The following is a 19,735-nucleotide window of genomic DNA, read 5'->3' as shown; positions in this document are numbered from 1 at the left end:
TCGCCGGTCACAGCCGGTTAGCGGGCGTTAGCGGCGCCCTCTTACACTCGGGCGCGTGGCTCACCGACCTTTGATCGCACCCAGCATCCTCTCCGCGGACTTCGCCAGGCTCGGCGACGAGATCCGCGCCGTCGCGGGGGAGGGGGAAACCCGAGCGGACTGGGTCCACGTCGACGTCATGGACGCGCATTTCGTGCCGAACCTGACCCTGGGCCTGCCCGTCGTGCAGTCGCTGCTCAAGGCCACCGACGTGCCGATCGACTGCCACCTGATGATCGAGAACCCCGACAAGTGGGCCATCGGGTACGCCGAGGCCGGCGCCTACAACGTCACCGTGCACGTCGAGGCCGCGCACGACCCGATCGCGCTGGCGAAGAACCTGCGCGCCGCCGGGGCCAAGGCCGGGCTGTCGATCAAGCCGAACACGCCGATCGAGGACCACCTCGAAACCCTCAAGCACTACGACACGCTGCTGGTGATGTCGGTCGAGCCCGGTTTCGGCGGTCAGTCGTTCATCGAAGGCGTCCTCGACAAGGTGCGCACCGCGCGGCGCCTGGTCGACACCGGCCATCTCAAGCTCGTCGTCGAGATCGACGGCGGGATCAACGCCGACACCATCGAGCAGGCCGCCGAGGCCGGGGTGGACTGCTTCGTCGCCGGTTCCGCCGTCTACGGCGCCGAAGACCCTGGTAAGGCGGTCGCGGCGCTGCGCGAGCAGGCGGCCCGCGCCCGCGGCTGATCCCGCCTCTTGATCCGCCGTCGGGTCAGGAGAAGGAATCGGTCCCGATGGGTGTTGGATGAGGGCAGCACCGTTTCCAGCGACGGTGCGAGCCAGGAGGAGGGCAGCAGGAGTGTTCACCGGCATTGTCGAGGAACTCGGCGAGGTCACCGCGGTCGAGCAGGTCCCGAACGCCGCGAGACTGACCGTGCGAGGGCCGCTGGTGACCAGCGACGCCGGGCACGGTGACTCCATCGCGGTGAGTGGCGTGTGCCTCACCGTGGTCGCGGTGACCGGCGGTGAGTTTACCGTCGATGTCGTGCACGAGACCCTGCAGCGCTCCAGCCTCGCGAAGGTACACGTCGGTGACGTGGTCAACCTCGAACGCGCGACGCCGGCGGGCGGCAGGCTCGGCGGGCACATCATGCAGGGCCATGTCGACGGCACCGGCGTCTTCCTCAAACGCGACGAGCAGGGACTCACCACGTTCGCGCTGCCGAAGAAGCTATCCCGGTATGTCGTCGAGAAGGGGTCGATCGCGGTCGACGGCGTCTCCCTCACGGTCGCTTCGGTGACCGACGAGGAGTTCTCCGTCGCCCTGATCCCGACCACCCTCGAACTCACCACGCTCGGCCGGAACACCCCGGGTGACCTGGTGAACCTCGAGGTCGACGTGGTCGCCAAATACGTCGAGAAGCTGGCCATGCCGCACCTGCGCGCGCAGGGGGACAATGGCGGTACGGAGGAGCGGGCGTGAGCGAGACGAGTGCGATTCCGGGGTCGGCGGATCTGACCCCCTGTGGAGGCGGGGTGGCCGTGAACGCCGATGCCATCGAGGCGGCCATCGCCGACATCAAGGCGGGCCGTCCGGTCGTCGTGGTGGACGACGAGGACCGCGAGAACGAGGGTGACCTGATCTTCGCGGCGGAGAAGGCCACGCCGGAACTGATGGCCTTCATGGTGCGCTACACCTCGGGTTACGTCTGCGTGGCGCTGACCGAGGCCGAGGCGGACCGGCTCGACCTGCCGCCGATGTACCACACGAACCAGGACCAGCGCGGCACCGCGTACAGCGTCACGGTCGACGCCGCCGAGGGCATCACCACCGGTATCTCCGCGGCCGACCGGTCGCACACCGTCCGGCTGCTCGCCGACCCGGGGTCCAAGGCGTCGGACTTCCGGCGGCCCGGCCACGTGGTCCCGCTGCGCGCCAAGCAGGGCGGCGTCCTGCGGCGCCCGGGGCACACCGAAGCCGCCGTGGACCTGGCCCGGCTGGCCGGGCTCTCGCCGTCCGGTGTGCTCTGCGAGATCGTTTCGCAGAAGGACGAGGGCGACATGGCCCGCCGCGACGAACTCGAGGTCTTCGCCGCGGACCACGACCTCAAGATGATCACCATCGCCGACCTGATCGCGTACCGGCGGCGCACCGAGAAGCAGGTCGAGCGGGTCGCCGAGGCGCGTATCCCGCTGGCCGCGGGCACGTTCCGGGCGGTCGGCTACGACAGCCTGCTCGACGGGATCGAGCACATCGCGTTCGTCTACGGCGAGATCGGCGACGGCGAGGACATCCTGGTCCGCGTGCACTCCGAGTGCCTGACCGGCGACGTCTTCGGCTCGCTGCGCTGCGACTGCGGCCCGCAGCTGGAGGCCGCACTGGAAGCGGTCGCCAAGGAAGGGCGCGGTGTCGTGCTCTACATCCGCGGCCACGAGGGCCGCGGCATCGGGCTGCTGCACAAACTGCAGGCCTACCAGCTGCAGGACGCCGGCGCGGACACCGTCGACGCGAACCTGCAGCTCGGCGTCCCCGCCGACGCGCGGGACTACGGCACCGGCGCGCAGATCCTGTGCGACCTCGGCGTCCGCTCGATGCGGCTGCTGACGAACAACCCGGCCAAGCGGGTCGGGCTGGAGGGCTACGGCCTGCGGGTAAGCGGGCGGGTGTCGCTGCCGATCTCGCCGAACCCGGAGAACCTGCGCTACCTCAAGACCAAACGGGACCGGATGGGGCACGACCTGTCCCAGCTGGAGCATTTCGACCAGGTCGGCGCCGAGGTCGACCAGGGCAACGGAGGTGGCACGCGGTGAGCGGCGAGGGCCGTCCGGACGTCGAACTCGACCTGTCCGACTGTAAGAACATCCGGCTCGGGATCGTGGCCACCCGCTGGCACACGAAGATCACGAGCGCACTGCTGGACCGCGCCCTCGAGGCGGCCAAGGCGGCCGACCTGGAGGAGGAGCCGACGGTCGTGCGCGTCGCGGGCGCCGTCGAGCTGCCCGTCGCCGCGCAGGCGCTGGCCCGCACGCACGACGCGGTCGTCGCGCTGGGCGTGGTCATCCGGGGCGGGACGCCGCATTTCGAGTACGTCTGCGACGCGGTCACCGCGGGCCTGACCAGGGTCGCGCTCGACGAGAGCACCCCGGTCGGCAACGGCGTCCTCACCTGCGACACCGAACAGCAGGCCCTCGACCGGTCGGGGCTGCCCGGCTCCGTCGAGGACAAAGGCTACGAAGCGACGGTCGCCGCGCTGGACGCCGCGCACGCGCTGCGGAACCTGCGCCAGCCGTGGACCGAGCGGGGCTTCGTGTGAGCGTCGAGGCGGATGTGATGACGGAGTCCGAGGTCGTGGTGGTGCGGCCCCGCCGTGCCCTGGTGATGTGCTCGGTGCTGGCGGTGATCATGCTGGCGACGTTCGTGGTCGTCGCGGTCCTGCTGCGCGGCTCGGACACCGGCGTGATCTTCCAGCCGTCCGACCAGGCGGCGATGATCGGCATCGGTGTCCTGCTCGCCGCGGGCACGATGCTGTTCGCGACCGCGCGCGTGAAGGCCGACGCCGACGGCATCGAGGTCCGGAACGTGCTGATGACCAAGAAGTTCGCGTGGAGCGAGGTGCTCTCGGTGAGCTTCCCGGACGGGGCCTCGTGGGCGCGGCTGGAGCTGCCGGACGACGAGTACTACTCGGTCATGGCCGTGCAGGCGGTGGACCGGGAACGCGCGGTGGCCGCGGTGCGGGCGCTGCGGCGGCTGCACAAGGCGGCCTGGGAAGGCTGACGTCACCTCGCCACCCGCCGACTGAAGTACATGAAGGCCCCCTTCCTTGCGCTAGACGCAAGGAAGGGGGCCTTCATGTACTGGGGAGGGTGCCTTCACCCGCGGCCGCTGTGACCGGTGGTGCAGGTGGGACGCATGTGGCGACCCTCGATTCCGTGAAGGCCTCCTTGAGAGACCCAGAGTCCCCCAAGGAGGCCTTCACGGACTGCTGAGGCAAAGGCTGACGCGTCCCACTCCGACCCGACCGCGCGCTCAAAGCGAAAGATCCACCACGATCGGTGCGTGGTCCGAGGGGCCCTTCCCCTTCCGCGCCTCACGGTCCACATAGGAATCCGTCACCGCGCCGGCCACGGCGGCGTCGGCGTACACGAGGTCGATCCGCATTCCCTTGTTGTTCGGGAAGTTCCCCGCCCGGTAGTCCCAGTACGTGAACGGGTGGTCGTACTTCAGCGGCCGCGGGAACACGTCCGACAGCCCGAGGTCGCGCAGCGCGGCGAGCGCCTTCCGCTCCGGCTCGGTCACGTGTGTCGACTCGGCGAACACGCCGATGTCCCACACGTCCGCGTCGGTCGGCGCGATGTTGAAGTCGCCGAGCACCGCGAACGGCAGCCCGCGCGCCTGCTCCTCCCGCACGGTCGCCTCCAGCGCCGAAAGCCAGGCGAGTTTGTAGCCGTAGTGCGGGTTCTCCAGGTCACGCCCGTTCGGCACGTACACCGACCACAGCCGCAGCCCGCCGCAAGTGGCGCCGATGGCCCGCGCGTCGGCCTTGTCCTCGAAGGTGGGCTCGCCGGTCAGGCCCCGTGTCACGTCTTCCAAACCGACGCGGGACACGATCGCGACGCCGTTCCAGCGCCCGATGCCGTACGCGGCCGTCTCGTAGCCCAGTTCCTTCACGGCGTCGAAGGGGAAGGCATCGGTGCCGCATTTGAGTTCCTGCAGGCACAGCACGTCCGGCCGCACCGAGCCGAGCCAGTCCAGCACCCTCGGCAGCCGGGGCCCGATCGAGTTCACGTTCCAGGTCGCGATCCGCATGCCCGCGAGCGTCCCACATCCCACCGACAGGCCGACGCGAAAGGGCCCTCCGAGACGGGTCGCGTCTCGGAGGGCCCTTTCACCGGGGTGGAGGTCAGACCCCGGTGGTCGAGCGGATCCAGGAGCGGGCCGAAGCGACGCTGCCGTAGTTGTTGGTGCCGCGGATGTTCGAGCCGCTCTGGTTCTGCACGGTCGAAGCGACACCGACCTGGACGCCGTTGGAGACCTGGGGGCCGCCCGAGTCGCCCTTCCACGCCGAACCGTCGATGCCGACGCTCTGGATGGCCGGGCCGCCGTAGGCGTCGCGCGAGGTGCCGGTGACGCGGACGTTGGCCACCTTCAGCGCCGAGGCGGGCGGGCCGGTCGGGGTCTCGCGGCCCCAGCCGTAGAGCTGGTTGGTGCTGCCGACCGACGGGTTCGAGCTGGCCAGGCTGATCGGCGTGACGCCGGCGTCCGAGGCCAGGTGCAGCAGCGAGATGTCGGCGCCGGACGGCGAGGACACCTTGCGGTCGACGGCGATCTCACGGCCACCCTGCAGCGCGTTGCTGCCGACGCGGACCCGCATGCCGCTGCCGTCGGAGTCGAGGCAGTGCTTGGCGGTCAGGACCCAGCGCTGGGCGATGACGCTGCCGGAGCAGTTGAACCCGTCCCACTGGCGGCCCGGGGTGTTGACGTAGATCTGGGCGCCCCAGCTCACGGTGGGGGCGGTGCCGCCGCCCACGATGTTGGGCTGGACACCGGTGGGGGTGCCCGCGGAGGCGACCGCGCCGGCGGTCATGGTGAGGGCTGCGGCGGCGAGGGTGGCGGCGCCCAGCGTGCGAAGACGGCTCACGGTGCAGGAGTCCTTTCGAGCGTCATCTGACGAAGAACCGAGTGAAGTGGAACTGGGACGGAAAGTAATCAACCGGTTCACTCGCTAGGAACCAACGAACGTCGGTTCCGGCCGAAGACCCGACTTAGGTCGGTATGCGTGGGGAAATCCGGACCGGATCGTGGGAACGGCCACTCGAAGGGTTGACCGCACGGCGGCTAAGGACGGGGCCTCGTAAGACTGTCGGTGGTGCCCCATAGGCTTGGTGGCGTGGCTGACCCGACCACCTACCGTCCCTCGCCGGGGAGCATCCCGGACGCCCCTGGCGTGTACAAATTTCGTGACGCCACGAAGCGGGTCATCTATGTCGGCAAGGCGAAAAGCCTCCGCAGCAGGCTGAACTCGTACTTCGCCGATCTCACGGGCCTGCACCCGCGCACCCGCCAGATGGTGACGACGGCGGCGAGCGTCGAGTGGACCGTGGTGAGCACCGAGGTCGAGGCGCTCCAGCTGGAGTACAACTGGATCAAGGAGTTCGACCCGCGGTTCAACGTCCGTTACCGCGACGACAAGAGCTATCCGGTCCTCGCCGTCACGATGAACGAGGAGTTCCCGCGCCTCCATGTCTATCGTGGCGCGCGCAAGAAGGGCGTGCGGTATTTCGGTCCGTACGCGCATGCCTGGGCCATCCGCGAAACGCTCGACCTGTTGCTCCGTGTGTTCCCGGCGCGCACCTGCTCGGCGGGCGTCTTCAAACGGCACGGCCAGATCGGCAGGCCCTGCCTCCTCGGCTACATCGGCAAATGCTCCGCGCCGTGCGTGGGCAAGGTCTCCGCCGACGAACACCGCGCGATCGTCGAGGACTTCTGTGACTTCCTCGCCGGCCGCACCGACGCCCTGATCCGCCGCCTGGAACAGGAAATGGCGGCCGCGTCCGAAGAGCTGGAGTTCGAGCGCGCGGCCCGGCTGCGCGACGACCTCGGCGCGTTGCGGCGCGCGATGGAGAAGCAGGCCGTCGTGCTCGGCGACGGCACCGACGCGGACGTCGTCGCCTTCGCCCACGACGAGCTCGAAGCCGCCGTCCAGGTCTTCCACGTGCGCGGCGGCCGGGTCCGCGGCCAGCGCGGCTGGGTGATCGACAAGGCCGAAGAGATGGACGTCAAGGACCTCGTCGACCATTTCCTCACCCAGTTCTACGGTGAGGAGGCCGAACGCGCGGACGATCCCGACCTCGGGTCGCCGGTGCCGCGCGAGGTCCTCGTCCCCGAACTCCCCGCCGACGCGGAAGCGCTCGGCGAATGGCTTTCCGGGCTGCGCGGGTCGAGGGTGAGCCTGCGGGTGCCGCAGCGCGGCGACAAACGCGCGCTCGCGGAAACCGTGACACGCAACGCCGGTGAGGCGTTCACCCAGCACAAGTTGCGCCGCGCGGGCGACCTCACCGCGCGCTCGGCCGCGCTGGCGGAACTGCAGGACTACCTGGCGCTGGAAACCGCGCCGCTGCGCATCGAATGCGTCGACATCAGCCATATCCAGGGCAGTGACGTGGTGGCGTCGCTCGTGGTGTTCGAGGACGGGATCCCGCGCAAGTCCGAGTACCGGCGTTTCGCGTTGCGCGAGGCCGCGGAGGAAGGCGACGTCGCCTCGATCGCCGAGGTCGTCCGCCGCCGGTTTTACCGTTACCTCAAAGAGAACGCCGAAGGTTCCGAGGTCGATCCGGACCGTCCGGGCATCGACCCGGAGACCGGCAAGCCGCGCAAGTTCGCCTACGCGCCGAACCTGCTCGTCGTCGACGGCGCGGGCCCGCAGGCCACCGCCGCCGCGGACGTCCTCTCCGAACTGGGTGTCACCGACGTCGCCGTGGTCGGCCTGGCGAAGCGGCTGGAAGAGGTGTGGCTCCCGGGCGATCCCGATCCGGTGATCCTGCCGCGCACCTCCGACGCGCTGTATCTGTTGCAGCGCTTGCGGGACGAGGCGCACCGCTTCGCCATCCGGTATCACCGGGAGAAGCGGTCCAAGCGGATGCAGGTGTCCGCATTGGACGGTGTGCCCGGGCTGGGGCAGGCTCGCCGTACCGCGCTGATCAAGCATTTCGGCTCGGTGAAGAAACTCCGCGAAGCGCGGATAGAGGAGATCGAGGCGGTGCCCGGCTTCGGCAGGCGCACCGCCGAAGCGGTCGTCGCGGCACTCGCAGGGGAGCAGCCGCAGACGGCGGGGGAGTCCAGTACGTGACCGGTGAAGGGACCATCGTGAGTGCGCAAGAAGAAGGCCGCGGTTCGGGGATGGAGGTCGCGGTCGTTTCCGGTCTGTCCGGCGCCGGCCGCAGCACCGCCGCGAAATGCCTGGAGGATCTGGGCTGGTTCGTGGTGGACAACCTGCCGCCCGAGCTGATCGCCACCATGGTCGAGCTCGGCGCGCAGGCGCGGGGCGCGATCACCAAGGTCGCCGTGGTGATGGACGTGCGCTCGCGCGCGTTCACCGACGACCTGGCGTCGGTCATCAAGGACCTCGACGCCCGCGGGTACAAGCCGCGCGTCCTGTTCCTGGAGGCCACCGACGCGGTGCTGGTGCGCCGGTTCGAGGCCGTCCGCCGCGGGCACCCGATGCAGGGTGACGGCAGGCTCGCCGACGGCATCACCGCCGAGCGCACGCTCCTGGAGCCGCTGCGGGAAGAGGCCGACCTCGTGCTCGACACGTCGTCGCTTTCGGTGCACGACCTGCGCGCCAAGATCGAGGACGCCTTCGGTTCCGAGGCGAGCACGCAGACCAGGGTCACCGTGCTGTCGTTCGGCTACAAGTACGGCCTGCCGATGGACGCCGACCTGGTGATGGACGTCCGGTTCCTGCCGAACCCGTTCTGGATCCCGGAACTGCGCGACCACACCGGTCTCGAAGGCGAGGTCCGCAACTACGTGCTCAGCCAGGAAGGCGCGGACGAGTTCCTCGACCGCTACCACCAGCTGCTGCGCCTGATCGGCGCGGGCTACAAGCGCGAGGGCAAGCGGTACCTGACGCTGGCCGTCGGCTGCACGGGCGGGAAGCACCGCAGTGTCGCCATTTCCGAGGAACTCGCCCAGCGTCTGTCCAATGAGGACGGTATGGCCGTGAAGGTGGTGCACCGCGACCTTGGCCGCGAGTGAACCGCGCGCGGTCGCACTGGGGGGCGGGCACGGCCTGCACGCCACCCTCACCGCGTTGCGCCGGGTGACCTCGCAGGTCACCGCCGTGGTCACCGTCGCGGACGACGGGGGCTCGTCCGGCAGGCTGCGCCGGGAACTCGGGCTGCTGCCGCCGGGCGACCTGCGGCAGGCCTTCGCCGCGTTCGCCGCCGAAGACGGCGGGACCTTGTGGGCGGAGGTGTTCCAGCACCGCTTCGGCGGCGACGGGGCGCTTGCGGGGCACGCGGTCGGGAACCTGTTGCTGGCCGGGCTGTTCGAGGTCCTCGGGGATCCGGTCGCCGCGCTCGACGAGGCGAGCAGGCTCATGGGCATTTCCGGCCGCGTCCTGCCGATGTCACCCGAACCGCTGGAAATCCAGGGCGAGGTTTCGGGGCTGGACGCCGAGAATCCCGAGGCGCTCCGGCGGATCCGCGGTCAGGTGGCGGTGGCGACGACGCCGGGCCAGGTGCACCGGATCAGCCTGCACCCGACAGGGCAGGCGGACCGGCCGCCGCGTGGGTGTCCCGAGGCCATCGAGGCCGTGCTCGGCGCGGACGTCGTGTTCCTCGGTCCGGGGTCGTGGTTCACCAGTGTGCTGCCCCATCTGCTGGTGCCGGATCTGCACGACGCGTTGCTCCGAACGGACGCCACGAAGGTCGTGATCCTCAACCTGATCCCCCAACCGGGGGAGACCGCGGGGTTCTCCCCGGAGAAGCATTTGGACGTACTGTTCGAACACGCCCCGGAATTGCGGGTGGACGCGGTCATCGCGGACCGGGACTCGGTGCCCTCACCAGCCCGGTTGCGGGACGCGGCCGGGAGACTGGGCGCGCGGGCGTTGCTGGGGGCGGTGGCTGACCCGGTCGTGACGGGGCGGCATGATCCTGATGCGCTCGCGGGCTGTATGCGAGACGCTCTCGGTCTCACCGGGGGAGGAGCTGAAGGTATGGAGGGGCAGCGATGGCGATGACCGCCGCCGTGAAGGACGAGCTGAGCCGGCTGGAGATCACCAAGATCGGCCCGCGCCGCGCGGAGGTCGCGTCGATGCTGCGATTCGCGGGCGGGCTGCACATCGTGGCCGGCCGCGTCGTGGTGGAGGCCGAACTCGACACCGGTTCGGTGGCGAGGCGGCTGCGCAAGGAGATCCACGAACTGTACGGACACCAGTCCGACGTCCACGTCATCTCCTCCAGCGGGTTGCGCAAGGGCACGCGGTACGTCGTCCGGGTGGTCAAGGACGGCGAGGGGCTCGCCCGGCAGACCGGCCTGATCGACCAGCGCGGCCGTCCGGTGCGCGGGCTGCCCGCCGCCGTCGTGTCCGGCGGCGTCGCCGACGCGGAAGCAGCCTGGCGCGGCGCGTTCCTGGCGCACGGTTCACTCACCGAACCCGGGCGCTCGTCGTCGCTCGAAGTGACCTGCCCCGGCCCCGAGGCCGCGCTGGCGCTCGTGGGCGCCGCCCGGCGGATGGGCATCCAGGCCAAGTCGCGCGAGGTTCGCGGCGCGGACCGGGTCGTCGTGCGTGACGGTGACGCGATCGGCGCGCTGCTGACCCGTCTCGGCGCGCACACGAGCGTGCTCGCCTGGGAAGAGCGGCGGATGCGTCGCGAGGTGCGTGCCACCGCGAACCGGCTCGCGAACTTCGACGACGCGAACTTGCGGCGCTCGGCCCGCGCGGCCGTCGCGGCGGCGGCCAGGGTGGAGCGCGCGCTGGACATCCTCGGCGAATCCGCCCCGGACCACCTGCTCGCCGCGGGCAAGCTGCGCCTGTCGAACCGGCAGGCCTCGCTCGAAGAGCTGGGCCAGCTGTCCGATCCGCAGATGACCAAGGACGCCGTCGCCGGCCGGATCCGCCGCCTGCTGGCGATGGCCGACAAGAAGGCGAAGGAACAAGGCATTCCGGACACCGAATCCGCCGTCACCCCGGACATGCTCGAAGAAGACGAGGCCTGACCAGTTCGGTACCGGTGACCTTGCCCGCCCGATGTACATGAAGGCCCCCTTCCTTGCGCCAGGCGCAAGGAAGGGGGCCTTCATGTACTGGGGGAAGCGTGAAGGTCGAGTTTCTTCGGCTGAGCCGAGGGAAGGGGGCCTTCACGGACCCGAGATCAACTCAGCCGGAATCCACAGAGGTACCTAGGGCTCTGGCCGTACTCACCACTCATGAGATTGCTCCCCGAAGACCGCACACGTGGCCGGGTCGCCATCGAGGGCGGCGGTCGCCAGGAGGACGGCGCCCGAGGTCCACGTGGTGCGCTCGTCCGGCCAGAATTCCTCGTCCGCGTACTGATAGCCGGTCCAGTACGAGCCGTCGTCGAGCCGGAGCCGGGCCACGCACGCGAGGAGTTCGCCCGCACGGGCCCGGTCTCCGCGGGCGGCGAGAGTCAGTGCCAGTTCGGCGGTCTCCCCGCCGGTGACCCACGGCTCGTGGTGCACACACCGCACACCCAGCCCGGGAGCGACGAACCGGTCCCAGCCCGCCGCCAGCCGCGCCGAGGCGTCGTCGCCGGTCACCACGGAGCCCAGAACCGGGTAGTACCAGTCCATCGCGTGCGGTTTCGCCGCGAACAGCCGCGGCTCGCCGACCAGGGCCGCGCGCAGCCGGTTCGCCGCGTCCCGCCATTGTGGACGGTCCAGCCCCATCGTGGACGCGAGCGCCAGCGCCTGCGTCAGCGCGTGGTGGATGCTGCTGCATCCCGCGACCAGCCGCACTTCGGGGTCGTCGCGCCAGGGGATGGCACCAGACGGTTGCTGCCGCCGCAGGACGGCGTCGACGGCCCTGTCCACGACGGGCCACATCCGCTCCAGCCAGGCGTGGTCGCCGGTCCGCAGGAAATGGTGCCGCGTCCCGACCGCGACGTAGGCGGTGAAGTTCGTGTCCATAGTGGACAAGTCGATTCCGTCGTCCTGGTACCGGGCCGCCCAGGACCCGTCAGGACGCTGGTTCCGGACCAGCCAGTCGTACGCGGCTTCGGCCTCGGCCCCGAACCCGGCGACGTCCAAGCCCATGGCGGCTTCGAGATGGTTCCACGGGTCGAGGTAACCGCCGGTCTCCCAAGGGATCCCGCCGTCCGGCCGCTGCACGGCCGCGATCGTGGCGGCGGTGGCCTTCACGGTTTGCGCGCGTAGACGACGAGGCTCTTGCCGAGCACCGGGTTCAGCGCCCACTCGGCGAACCGCACCGGCCGGGGGCTCCGCATGATGTCCCAGACCAGGAACCGGTCGTACAGCGCGCAGAGCCGGTGCTCCTCGTCGGGACCGACGGCGCACTTCAGCCACCAGTACGGCGAGTGCAGGGCGTGCGCGTGATGGCCACCTTCCGTCCGCAGTCCGGCTTCCCTGAGCTTGCCGAGCAGTTCGCGGCGGCGGTAGATCCGGATGTGCCCGCCTTCGACCTCGTGGTACGCGTCCGAGAGCAGCCAGCAGATCCGCTCCGGCCACCAGCGCGGCACGGTCGCCACCAGCCTGCCGCCGGGCGCCAGCACACGGCTCGCCTCCGCGAGCACCGTCCGGTCGGCGTGGATGTGCTCCAGCGTCTCGGCCACGATCACCCGCGTGAACGCACCGTCCGGGAACGGAAGCCGGAGGGCGTCCGCGCGGACGGCCAGCGCCGAAGCCGTGGCGGGAGCCTCGCCCGCCTCCGCCAGATTGGCGAACATGTCCCGCACGTGTTTGAGCGCGATGTCGTCGAGGTCGGCGGCGACCACGTCCGCGCCGCGTTTGTACGCTTCGTAGGCGTGACGGCCGTCGCCGCAGCCGAGGTCCAGCACCCGGTCCCCGGGGCCGACGGGGAACCGGTCGAAGTCGACGGTCAGCATCCCGCACGCTCCCGGCCGAGGACACGCCGGTAGTACGCCGCGGTCTCCTCGGCGGTGCGCCGCCAGCTCAGCGTCCCCGCCGTCTCCAGGCCACGGGCCGCGAGGTCGGCGCGCAGGTGTTCGTCGCCGAGGACCTTGGTGAGCGCCTCGGCGAGCGCCGGTACGTCACCCGGCGGCACGAGGATCCCGGCGTCACCGACGACCTCGGGAAGCGCGCCGCCGGTCGTCGCGACGACCGAAGTCCCGCAGGCCATCGCCTCGGCGGCCGGCAGCGAGAACCCCTCGAACAAGGAAGGTATACAAGCGATTTCGGCGGAACAGAGCAAGCGCGCGAGTTCGTCGTCGGTCAGCCCGCCGACGAACCGGACACCGGCGCCTGGGCCGAGCCGGGCGAGCGCCCGCGCCGCCGGGCCGTCCGGTTTCGGTTTGCCGACGATCACCAATTCGCCCTCGATCCGTTCCCACGCCGACAGGAGGTGATCGAGCCCCTTCAACGGTTCGTCCGCGCTGGCGATGGCCACGACGCGTCCGGGGATCCGGGGGATCTCGGGTCGCGGGCGGAAGAACTTCGTGTCGGCGGCGAGCGGGACGACGTGGATCCGGTCCTCCGGCACACTCATTTCCCGCCCGATGGCCGCGCGGGACGCCCGCGACACCGTCAGGGTGGGCAGCCGCCGTGCGACCCGGTGCTGCATGTCGACAAACCCGTACCACCGCTTGACCCGTGCCGCTTCGCGCCCGGCGACGGTGGCGAGCTTCAACGCCCGGTCGACGGCGATCGGATGGTGGATCGTGGCGATGGTCGGCAGTCCACAATGGAGCATGCCGTAGCCGAGCCCCTGGTTGTCGTGGACGATGTCGAATTCGCCCCGGCGTTTCGCGAGAGCGCGGGCGGCACGCAGGGAGAACGCGAGAGGTTCGGGGAAACCGCCGCGCCGCATGCCGAGGAACTCCACCCAGGACGGCAGATCGCGCAGTTCACCCGGCCGAGGTGTCCGGAAGGGATTCGGCTCCGCGAACAGGTCGAGCCCCGGGATCTTCGTCAACCGCACGCCGTCATCCACCTCCGGGTACGGAGGCCCGGACAGCACCTCTACGTGATGCCCCAGCGCGGCGAGTTCGCGGCTCAGATGCCGGACGTACACGCCCTGACCGCCGCTGCGCGGGTTCCCGCGGTAGGTCAGGAGCGCGATCCGCAGTGCGCTCACCGCTCACTCCCGCGTACCCCAGTAGCCGAGCTGCTCGCGGATCTTCCGGGTTTCGCCGTGCCGTTCGCCGCGGACTTCGACGGAATCGTCCAGCAGCAGGGTCCAGGTCGAGAGCGCCTCGGTGACCTGGCCCGCCTTGGCGAGGGCGAGCGCGAGCCCGAAACGGAGGTCGAGGACGTCGGGATGCCGGTCATTCAGCCGTCCCCTCGCATCGCCGAGGAGCCGTCGATACTCCGAAACGACGGGGGGGGGTGCTCGATTTCGGCGCTCCAGAACGCGATGTTGTGCCGGACGTGGCCGACGATCTCGTCTTCGCCCAGCGCCTGTTTCGCCTGCGGCAGCAGTTCCCTGGAGAGGCGGAGGGATTCCTCCCCGTTCCCGGTCTTGCCGGTCGCCACCGCGAGGAAATGCCGTGCGTGCAGGGTCTCGCGATGGTCGGCTCCGAGAGCGTGGGTGGCGTCCCGGACGAGGGCCTCGAACTCCGCCCGGGATTCCTCGAAGCGGCCGAGCTCGCCGAGCAGATGTCCGATGTTGTTGCGGATGCTCAAGACGTCTTCGTCGCCGTCCGACAGGGTGGTCGTGGCGATCGGCAGCAGTTCTTCGAACCGGGCGAGCGCCGCGGCCGCGTCACCCGCCTTGCCGGTCCACGTCGCGTGCCGGGCCTTGCAGCGCAGCGTGATCCGGTCGGTCTCGCCGAGCTCCCGTCCGGCGCGGTTCGCCCAGGCCGCCCAGCGTTCCCGGTTCTCGACGGGAATGTGCGACGCCCTGCGCTCCAACGCGGCGAGGGCGTCTTCGCGGAGTCCGGCGAGCCAGAAGTGCTCGGCCTCGTTGGCGGCCGCGTAGCCCTGTTCCAGCGTCGGCTCGTCGTCTCCGGTCACGAGTGCCACCTCCGAGGTCGCCGCCGCCAGCCAGGCGTGCAGCCGGATCGCCGCATCGGGGAAGAGGACGGGCGGCTCTTCGGTCCACAGGACGGTTTCGTCGGCGAGACCCGCCCGCGTCCGGCTGACCGAGTCACCGAGCCCGGCCAGGAAGTCGCGGACGCGCACCCGCCGATCCGGGCCACCCGCCGCCGCGCTCGCCGCGGTGAGGATCGAGATCGGGATGGGCCCGCGGCTCGCGGCCAAGCCGAGCAGGTCCAGCAGGACCGCGTGACCCGGGCGCGGCGAAACCACCGCGCCGGTGCTCTGCTCGACATCGGCTTCTTCGTCGTCCGCCTGCGCGACGCTGATGAAGGTGACCGTCGAATCGCCGAGCCGGAGCACGTCGCCATGCGCCAGCTCGGCGTCCGGAACTCGCTGCCCGTTTACGAAGGTGCCGTTGGCGGAGTCGAGGTCGGTCAGCCACGCGGTCGTCCCGTCCCAGCGGATCTTGCAGTGGAGCCGGGACACCCGCGAGTCCCCGAGGCGGACCGCGGCGTTCCTGCTGCGGCCGAGCGTCGTGAGCCCGAAGGACAGGTCGTGGTGCGCGGGCGGCTGACCCGGGACGTCGATGATGAGCGTGGCCGGGGTGATCCTCGGTGAGGTGGCCGAACCGGCTTGCCGGCGACCCCACTCTTCGGCGTCGTCGGGTTCCCGCGTCACCGGCTGCGGATCCACGGCCGGCCAGCCGTCTGGCGGCTCGAAACCGCCGGCCAGCACCAGCGAAACCTCCGCCGCGGGCGGAAGGCGCGCCGGATCCCGCGTCGCCACGACTGTCGTCACCAGCGCCAAACCCGGGTCCACCGACAGGCTCCGGACGAGGCCGTACAGGCGTTCCCGGACGTCGGGGTCCAGGTCGTCGAGCCCGTCGATCGCGATCCGCACCGGTGTTCCGGTCCACTGTGGAGCGAGCGTCCGCAGGGGACCGAGCAGAGCAAGATCGAAAGCGCTGGCACCACTGCGGGCGGCGTCGTCGAGCCCGGCATGGTGAGACTGCTCGGCTTCGGCGAAACCGGGCACGGTGCGCCGCAACTGGCGGGCGAGTTCCCGCGCGAGCCGCTCCGCCGTGTCGCCCCGGCTCGCGAACAGGACGCCGTGCAGGAAGTCGGGCGGCACATAGGAACCGGCCACCGACGGCCGGGCGAGCGCGGCGAGCATGGTCGACTTCCCGGCGCCGGCCTCACCGGTGATCGCGACCAGCCGGGCGCCGGTGAGCAGGCGCCCGACGGTCTCGCCGAGTTTCGGATCCTGCTGGTAGTTCGCGGTCAGCCGTTCGATCCGGGGCGCGGCAGGGTTGCCCGCCAGCGGGGAACGCCGCCATGAGGGGGAGGAGTGCAGCGCGAGCCACAGCCCTTGATCGGCCTCGGCCACCTCACGGGTGCCGTCGAAACCGAGGTGGATGGCGGTCTGCATCGGGCACAGGCCGGTGATCACCCGTTTGAGATCCGCGCACCGGACGCGTTCGCCGAACTCCGCGTGCCCCGACCGCAGCACCGAGACCAGCGACCGGCTGAAACACCCGTTGGCGGCGACGCGGTCGTCCGAGGCGGTGAGCAGGTCGAAACGTTTGCCCGCTTCGCCGACGATCCTCAGCCAGCGTTGACCCGCCTGCCTCGCCCCGATACCGGCGTGGCAGGTGTCGAGCAGGATCACCAGGCCGTCCAGCATCGAGTAGCGGCCGAGCAGCTCTTTGATGCGCTGGGCGAACAGGAACGACCTGCGGCTGTCCACCGGCAGGCCGGTGTCCTTGGTGAGGAAGTAGAAGTCGTCGTCGGCGTATTCGCCGTGGCCGACGAGCGAGAGGAAGAGCGTCGCCTCGTCTTCCGACGCGCGCTCGAAGGCCTCCACGAGCGCGTCGTCCAGCTCGACCATGGTCGGGTCGACGAGCAGGCCGCGGCCGTCTTCGAGCGCGGGCACACAGCCACCGATCTCGGGGTCGAGCAGGGCCGTCGACACCTGATGCCCCGCATCGGGGAGGAAGGACAGAAGGTTCAGTGAGTCGCATTGCGACGCGACCACCAACGACCTCCGCTCTCCCACGGAGATCACTTTGTCTCATCGGACGGTCACCGGCAAGGGCGGCCGCGATACTGTGCGCCATGGCTCGGATCGTTCTGGTGCACGGCATCGCCCAGGAACAGAAGTCCGCGGACACCCTCGAGGCCGAATGGCTGCCGAGTCTCGCGGGCGGGGTCCGGCTCGCCGGTGACGCCGCGCTGGCCGACGCCGTATGGCGCGACGCCCGGCCCGGTGACGCGAGGATGGCCTTCTACGGAGACCTTTTCCGCAAGGACGGCCAGCAAGGCGGCGCGGACGAACTGACCGCGGACGAGTGGGCGCTCGCCGAGACCCTGGCCGCGGAATGGCTCCGCAACGCTGCTTCGTCGGCGTCCCGCGAGACTGACCGAAACCGGGCGAGGGCCGAACTGGCCCAGCTCGGCGGCCAGGCAGGGGAGACCCAAGGGGTGCGCGCGGCCGCCCGGCCGGTGCTGAACGCGCTGGTGCGGCTGAAGCCGTTCGCGCGGCTCGGGGTCGCGTTCGCCGAACGCGTGGTGGTCAAGGCACTCAAACAGGTGACGCTGTACCTCACCGACGAGACGATCCGGGAACGCGTGCAGGAGCGCGTCGCCGAGCACATCGGGCCGGAGACCGAGGTGATCGTCGGGCATTCGCTCGGTTCCGTCGTCGCCTACGAAGCCGCTCATCGGCACGGCCGTCCGCTGCCGCTGCTGCTCACCCTCGGCTCGCCGCTGGGCCTGCGGACGGTGGTCTACGAACGGACCCGTCCGCAGCCGCCGTGCGTCCCACCCGGCGTCGCGCGCTGGGTGAACCTGGCCGACCGCGACGATCTCGTCGCCGCCCGGCCGGATCTCAGCGGGATGTTCCCCGGCGCCGACGGTGTCCTGGACAGCGGCTACACCGTCGACAACGGGGCGAAACCACACGAGGCCGCGTTCTACCTCGCCAAGCGACGGACCGGGGAGGTCCTCTCCCAGGCGTTAACCTGCGGCGGGCAGGCGTAACGCTGCGGTTTCCGCGGTGACGACCGATGGAAACAGCCTCACCCGAAGATCGCCGGAGAGGTGATCTTCGAGGGAAGGGGCAGCCATGCGGGTATCGGCGGAGGTCGGCAGGTGGCTCGCGCGGCGCAGCAGCCGGGCGGGTGACTGGTGGGCGGCGGAGCTGGTCGCCGCCAAACGCGGGACCCGGGTTTCGGTGGTGATCCCCGCCCGCGACGAGGAGGAGACGGTGGGCGCGATCGTCGGCACCATCCGGCGCGAACTCGTCGAACGCTTCCCCCTGGTGGACGAGATCCTGGTGGTGGACAGCCATTCCACCGACGCCACCGCCGAGGTCGCCCGTGCGGCCGGAGCGGACGTCGTCGCGCAGGACGCGGTGTTCCCGGAGCTGGAAAGCCTGGCGGGCAAGGGAGAAGCGCTCTGGAAGGGTGTCGCCGAGACCTCCGGCGATCTGGTCGTCTTCGTTGACGGCGACCTCCGCGACTTCACCGCCGGCTACGTGACCGGTCTGCTGGGGCCGCTGCTGACCGACCCGGGAATCGCCTACGTCAAAGGCTTCTACCACCGTCCGCTCGCCGGGGCGGCGGGCGTCGAACCCGACGGCGGCGGCCGCGTCACCGAACTCGTCGCCCGTCCGCTGCTCAACATGTACTGGCCGGAACTGGCCGGTTTCGTCCAGCCACTCGCCGGCGAGTACGCGGGACGGCGCGAAGTGCTCGAGGGCATCCCGTTCGTCACGCACTACGGCGTCGAGGTCGGCCACCTCATCGACCTGCTCGAAGCGCACGGCCTCGACGCGCTCGCGCAGGTCGACCTCGGCCACCGGACCCACCGCCACCAGAGCACGCAGGCGCTCGGCCGGATGTCCGCGCAGATCATGCTGACCCTGATGGACCGGCTGGAACGCGGCGGCCGGCTGATCTCCGCGGCGCCGCCGTCGACGTCGCTCGCCCAGTTCCGGCGCGGCGCGGGGGAGTCCGTCGAGCGGGAACTCGTGCTCACCGACGTGGCCCTCACGCAGCGGCCGCCGCTGGAGAGCCTCCCGCCGGAGATCCGCCCGGAGAACTCACCTGCCTTGCGCAGGAGCGCTTAGCGCCTCCCTGGGCTGCCAGCCCGGCGGGCCGAACACGTAGCCGAGCTTGTCCCGCCACGACCTCGCCGCGCGGACGTCGCGCAGGATCGAGCCGTATTCGTGGAAACCGACCTTGAGCAGGTTGTAGGACTCGACGTTCTTGGTCAGCCCGTAGGTCGGGCGCTTGCCCTCCGGCACGAAACTGCCGAACATCCGGTCCCAGATGATCAGGATGCCGCCGTAGTTCGCGTCCAGGTACTCCTGGTCGCTGCCGTGGTGCACACGATGGTGTGAAGGCGTGTTGAACACGTACTCGAACCAGCGCGGCAGCTTCCGGATCTTCTCGGTGTGCACGAAGAACTGGTACACGAGGTCGATCGACAGTCCGGTGAGGATCATCCACGGCGGAATGCCCGCGAGGGCGAGGATCGACCAGAACGGGAGCTGGAAGTACGGGGTCCACTTCTGCCGCAACGCCGTCGAGAAGTTGTAGTGCTCGCTCGAATGGTGCACCTGGTGGCCCGCCCACATGAGCCGGACGCGGTGGCTCGCCCGGTGGTAGGCGTAGAAGACGATCTCCTGGCCCAGCAGCATCAGGACCCAGGTCCACCAGTCGTGCGGGCTGAACTTCACCGGCGCCAGTTCGTAGAGCGCGGCGAACACGAACAGCATGGCGATGCGGAAGACGCCGTTGATCACCACCGCCACCGCGCCCATGGACATGCTCGTGCGGGTGTCCTTGACGCTGTAACCGATGACGTTGTCGTCGTGGCCCAGCACGTGCAGCGCGAGGATCTCGATCGCGACGAACAGCAGGAACACCGGTGTCGCCAGCAGCACCGGGTCACTCAGATGGGCAAGAAAATCCGCCACCGCACCTCTCCCTCGTCCGCCCCGCTATCTGACCGTCAGGTAACTTACCCTAGGGTCACTTACCT

Annotated in this window: 18 protein-coding genes; 11 read left to right on the top strand and 7 right to left on the bottom strand. The window is 70.2% G+C overall.

Annotated features, from left to right (window positions below; genetic code table 11):
* The first annotated feature begins 70 nt into the window (after positions 1-70).
* The 5 genes from rpe (at position 71) to DMH01_RS08915 (ending at position 3,767) form a co-directional block, all read left to right on the top strand.
* On the top strand, positions 71-739 hold the full coding sequence (gene rpe / locus DMH01_RS08935; protein ID WP_034311703.1) for a ribulose-phosphate 3-epimerase: 669 nt from the start codon (positions 71-73) through the stop codon (positions 737-739).
* A 112-nt stretch (positions 740-851) separates the two neighbouring features.
* The gene (locus DMH01_RS08930) at positions 852-1,475 is read left to right on the top strand and encodes a riboflavin synthase (RefSeq protein WP_125675003.1); all 624 of its coding nucleotides are present in this window, start codon (positions 852-854) and stop codon (positions 1,473-1,475) included.
* A gap of 53 nt (positions 1,476-1,528) precedes the next feature.
* Positions 1,529-2,803 carry a bifunctional 3,4-dihydroxy-2-butanone-4-phosphate synthase/GTP cyclohydrolase II gene (locus tag DMH01_RS08925; RefSeq protein ID WP_199745476.1) on the top strand — a complete coding sequence of 425 codons (1,275 nt, stop codon included), beginning with the start codon at positions 1,529-1,531 and terminating at the stop codon, positions 2,801-2,803.
* A complete protein-coding gene (ribH, locus tag DMH01_RS08920; protein WP_037343973.1) occupies positions 2,800-3,306 on the top strand; it encodes a 6,7-dimethyl-8-ribityllumazine synthase in 507 nt (168 codons plus the stop codon). Before DMH01_RS08925 ends, ribH begins: the two co-directional genes overlap by 4 nt.
* Positions 3,307-3,323: 17 nt before the next feature.
* Complete coding sequence (locus tag DMH01_RS08915) at positions 3,324-3,767, top strand: PH domain-containing protein (RefSeq protein WP_125674999.1); 444 nt, start codon at positions 3,324-3,326, stop codon at positions 3,765-3,767.
* 252 nt (positions 3,768-4,019) lie between these two features.
* On the opposite strand, the gene DMH01_RS08910 is transcribed toward DMH01_RS08915, so the two are convergent.
* Both DMH01_RS08910 and DMH01_RS08905 read right to left on the bottom strand, forming a co-directional pair.
* Positions 4,020-4,799, bottom strand: a complete 780-nt coding sequence (locus tag DMH01_RS08910; RefSeq protein WP_125674997.1) for an exodeoxyribonuclease III — start codon at positions 4,797-4,799, stop codon at positions 4,020-4,022.
* Positions 4,800-4,893: 94 nt separating this feature from the next.
* On the bottom strand, positions 4,894-5,631 hold the full coding sequence (locus DMH01_RS08905; protein ID WP_125674995.1) for a trypsin-like serine protease: 738 nt from the start codon (positions 5,629-5,631) through the stop codon (positions 4,894-4,896).
* Between the two features lie 249 nt (positions 5,632-5,880).
* Between DMH01_RS08905 and uvrC the strand changes: the two genes are divergently transcribed.
* Genes uvrC through whiA form a run of 4 tightly spaced genes read left to right on the top strand, consistent with a single transcriptional unit; the run spans position 5,881 to position 10,715 of the window.
* The gene (gene uvrC, locus DMH01_RS08900) at positions 5,881-7,839 is read left to right on the top strand and encodes an excinuclease ABC subunit UvrC (protein WP_125674993.1); all 1,959 of its coding nucleotides are present in this window, start codon (positions 5,881-5,883) and stop codon (positions 7,837-7,839) included.
* Between the two features lie 50 nt (positions 7,840-7,889).
* On the top strand, positions 7,890-8,747 hold the full coding sequence (gene rapZ, locus DMH01_RS08895) for an RNase adapter RapZ (protein ID WP_034311885.1): 858 nt from the start codon (positions 7,890-7,892) through the stop codon (positions 8,745-8,747).
* Entirely contained in the window at positions 8,734-9,735 is a 1,002-nt protein-coding gene (yvcK, locus tag DMH01_RS08890; RefSeq protein ID WP_125674992.1) for a uridine diphosphate-N-acetylglucosamine-binding protein YvcK, read from the top strand. The genes rapZ and yvcK overlap by 14 nt, the downstream gene beginning before the upstream one ends.
* Entirely contained in the window at positions 9,726-10,715 is a 990-nt protein-coding gene (gene whiA, locus DMH01_RS08885) for a DNA-binding protein WhiA (protein WP_061980674.1), read from the top strand. Before yvcK ends, whiA begins: the two co-directional genes overlap by 10 nt.
* A 201-nt stretch (positions 10,716-10,916) precedes the next feature.
* Here whiA and DMH01_RS08880 read toward each other — a convergent pair whose 3' ends face one another.
* From DMH01_RS08880 to DMH01_RS08865, 4 genes are all read right to left on the bottom strand, one after another.
* Positions 10,917-11,876 carry a prenyltransferase/squalene oxidase repeat-containing protein gene (locus DMH01_RS08880; protein WP_125674990.1) on the bottom strand — a complete coding sequence of 320 codons (960 nt, stop codon included), beginning with the start codon at positions 11,874-11,876 and terminating at the stop codon, positions 10,917-10,919.
* Positions 11,873-12,580 carry a class I SAM-dependent methyltransferase gene (locus DMH01_RS08875; protein WP_125674988.1) on the bottom strand — a complete coding sequence of 236 codons (708 nt, stop codon included), beginning with the start codon at positions 12,578-12,580 and terminating at the stop codon, positions 11,873-11,875. The genes DMH01_RS08880 and DMH01_RS08875 overlap by 4 nt, the downstream gene beginning before the upstream one ends.
* Positions 12,574-13,788 carry a glycosyltransferase family 4 protein gene (locus DMH01_RS08870; RefSeq protein ID WP_199745414.1) on the bottom strand — a complete coding sequence of 405 codons (1,215 nt, stop codon included), beginning with the start codon at positions 13,786-13,788 and terminating at the stop codon, positions 12,574-12,576. The genes DMH01_RS08875 and DMH01_RS08870 overlap by 7 nt, the downstream gene beginning before the upstream one ends.
* A 194-nt stretch (positions 13,789-13,982) precedes the next feature.
* On the bottom strand, positions 13,983-16,745 hold the full coding sequence (locus DMH01_RS08865) for an FHA domain-containing protein (protein WP_233621457.1): 2,763 nt from the start codon (positions 16,743-16,745) through the stop codon (positions 13,983-13,985).
* Between the two features lie 59 nt (positions 16,746-16,804).
* Between DMH01_RS08865 and DMH01_RS08860 the strand changes: the two genes are divergently transcribed.
* Together DMH01_RS08860 and DMH01_RS08855 are read left to right on the top strand one after the other, a co-directional pair.
* Positions 16,805-17,728 (top strand): hypothetical protein, encoded by a 924-nt coding sequence (locus DMH01_RS08860; protein ID WP_125674985.1) that lies wholly within the window; start codon positions 16,805-16,807, stop codon positions 17,726-17,728.
* Between the two features lie 85 nt (positions 17,729-17,813).
* Positions 17,814-18,818 carry a glucosyl-3-phosphoglycerate synthase gene (locus DMH01_RS08855; RefSeq protein WP_125674983.1) on the top strand — a complete coding sequence of 335 codons (1,005 nt, stop codon included), beginning with the start codon at positions 17,814-17,816 and terminating at the stop codon, positions 18,816-18,818.
* On the opposite strand, the gene DMH01_RS08850 is transcribed toward DMH01_RS08855, so the two are convergent.
* A complete protein-coding gene (locus DMH01_RS08850) occupies positions 18,792-19,670 on the bottom strand; it encodes a sterol desaturase family protein (RefSeq protein ID WP_125674981.1) in 879 nt (292 codons plus the stop codon). The genes DMH01_RS08855 and DMH01_RS08850 overlap by 27 nt on opposite strands.
* Between the last annotated feature and the right edge of the window lie 65 nt (positions 19,671-19,735).

This window comes from Amycolatopsis sp. WAC 04182, from assembly GCF_003947465.1.
Classification (GTDB): Bacteria; Actinomycetota; Actinomycetes; order Mycobacteriales; family Pseudonocardiaceae; genus Amycolatopsis.
This window is presented reverse-complemented; position numbering and strand designations above follow the sequence as displayed.

Coding starts and splice junctions, on each gene's coding strand:
- DMH01_RS08915 (WP_125674999.1), top strand. CDS start 3,324: ATGACGGAGTCCGAGGTCGTGGTGGTGCGGCCCCGCCGTGCCCTGGTG.
- DMH01_RS08910 (WP_125674997.1), bottom strand. CDS start 4,799: ATGCGGATCGCGACCTGGAACGTGAACTCGATCGGGCCCCGGCTGCCG.
- rapZ (WP_034311885.1), top strand. CDS start 7,890: ATGGAGGTCGCGGTCGTTTCCGGTCTGTCCGGCGCCGGCCGCAGCACC.
- whiA (WP_061980674.1), top strand. CDS start 9,726: ATGGCGATGACCGCCGCCGTGAAGGACGAGCTGAGCCGGCTGGAGATC.
- DMH01_RS08875 (WP_125674988.1), bottom strand. CDS start 12,580: ATGCTGACCGTCGACTTCGACCGGTTCCCCGTCGGCCCCGGGGACCGG.
- DMH01_RS08860 (WP_125674985.1), top strand. CDS start 16,805: ATGGCTCGGATCGTTCTGGTGCACGGCATCGCCCAGGAACAGAAGTCC.
- DMH01_RS08855 (WP_125674983.1), top strand. CDS start 17,814: ATGCGGGTATCGGCGGAGGTCGGCAGGTGGCTCGCGCGGCGCAGCAGC.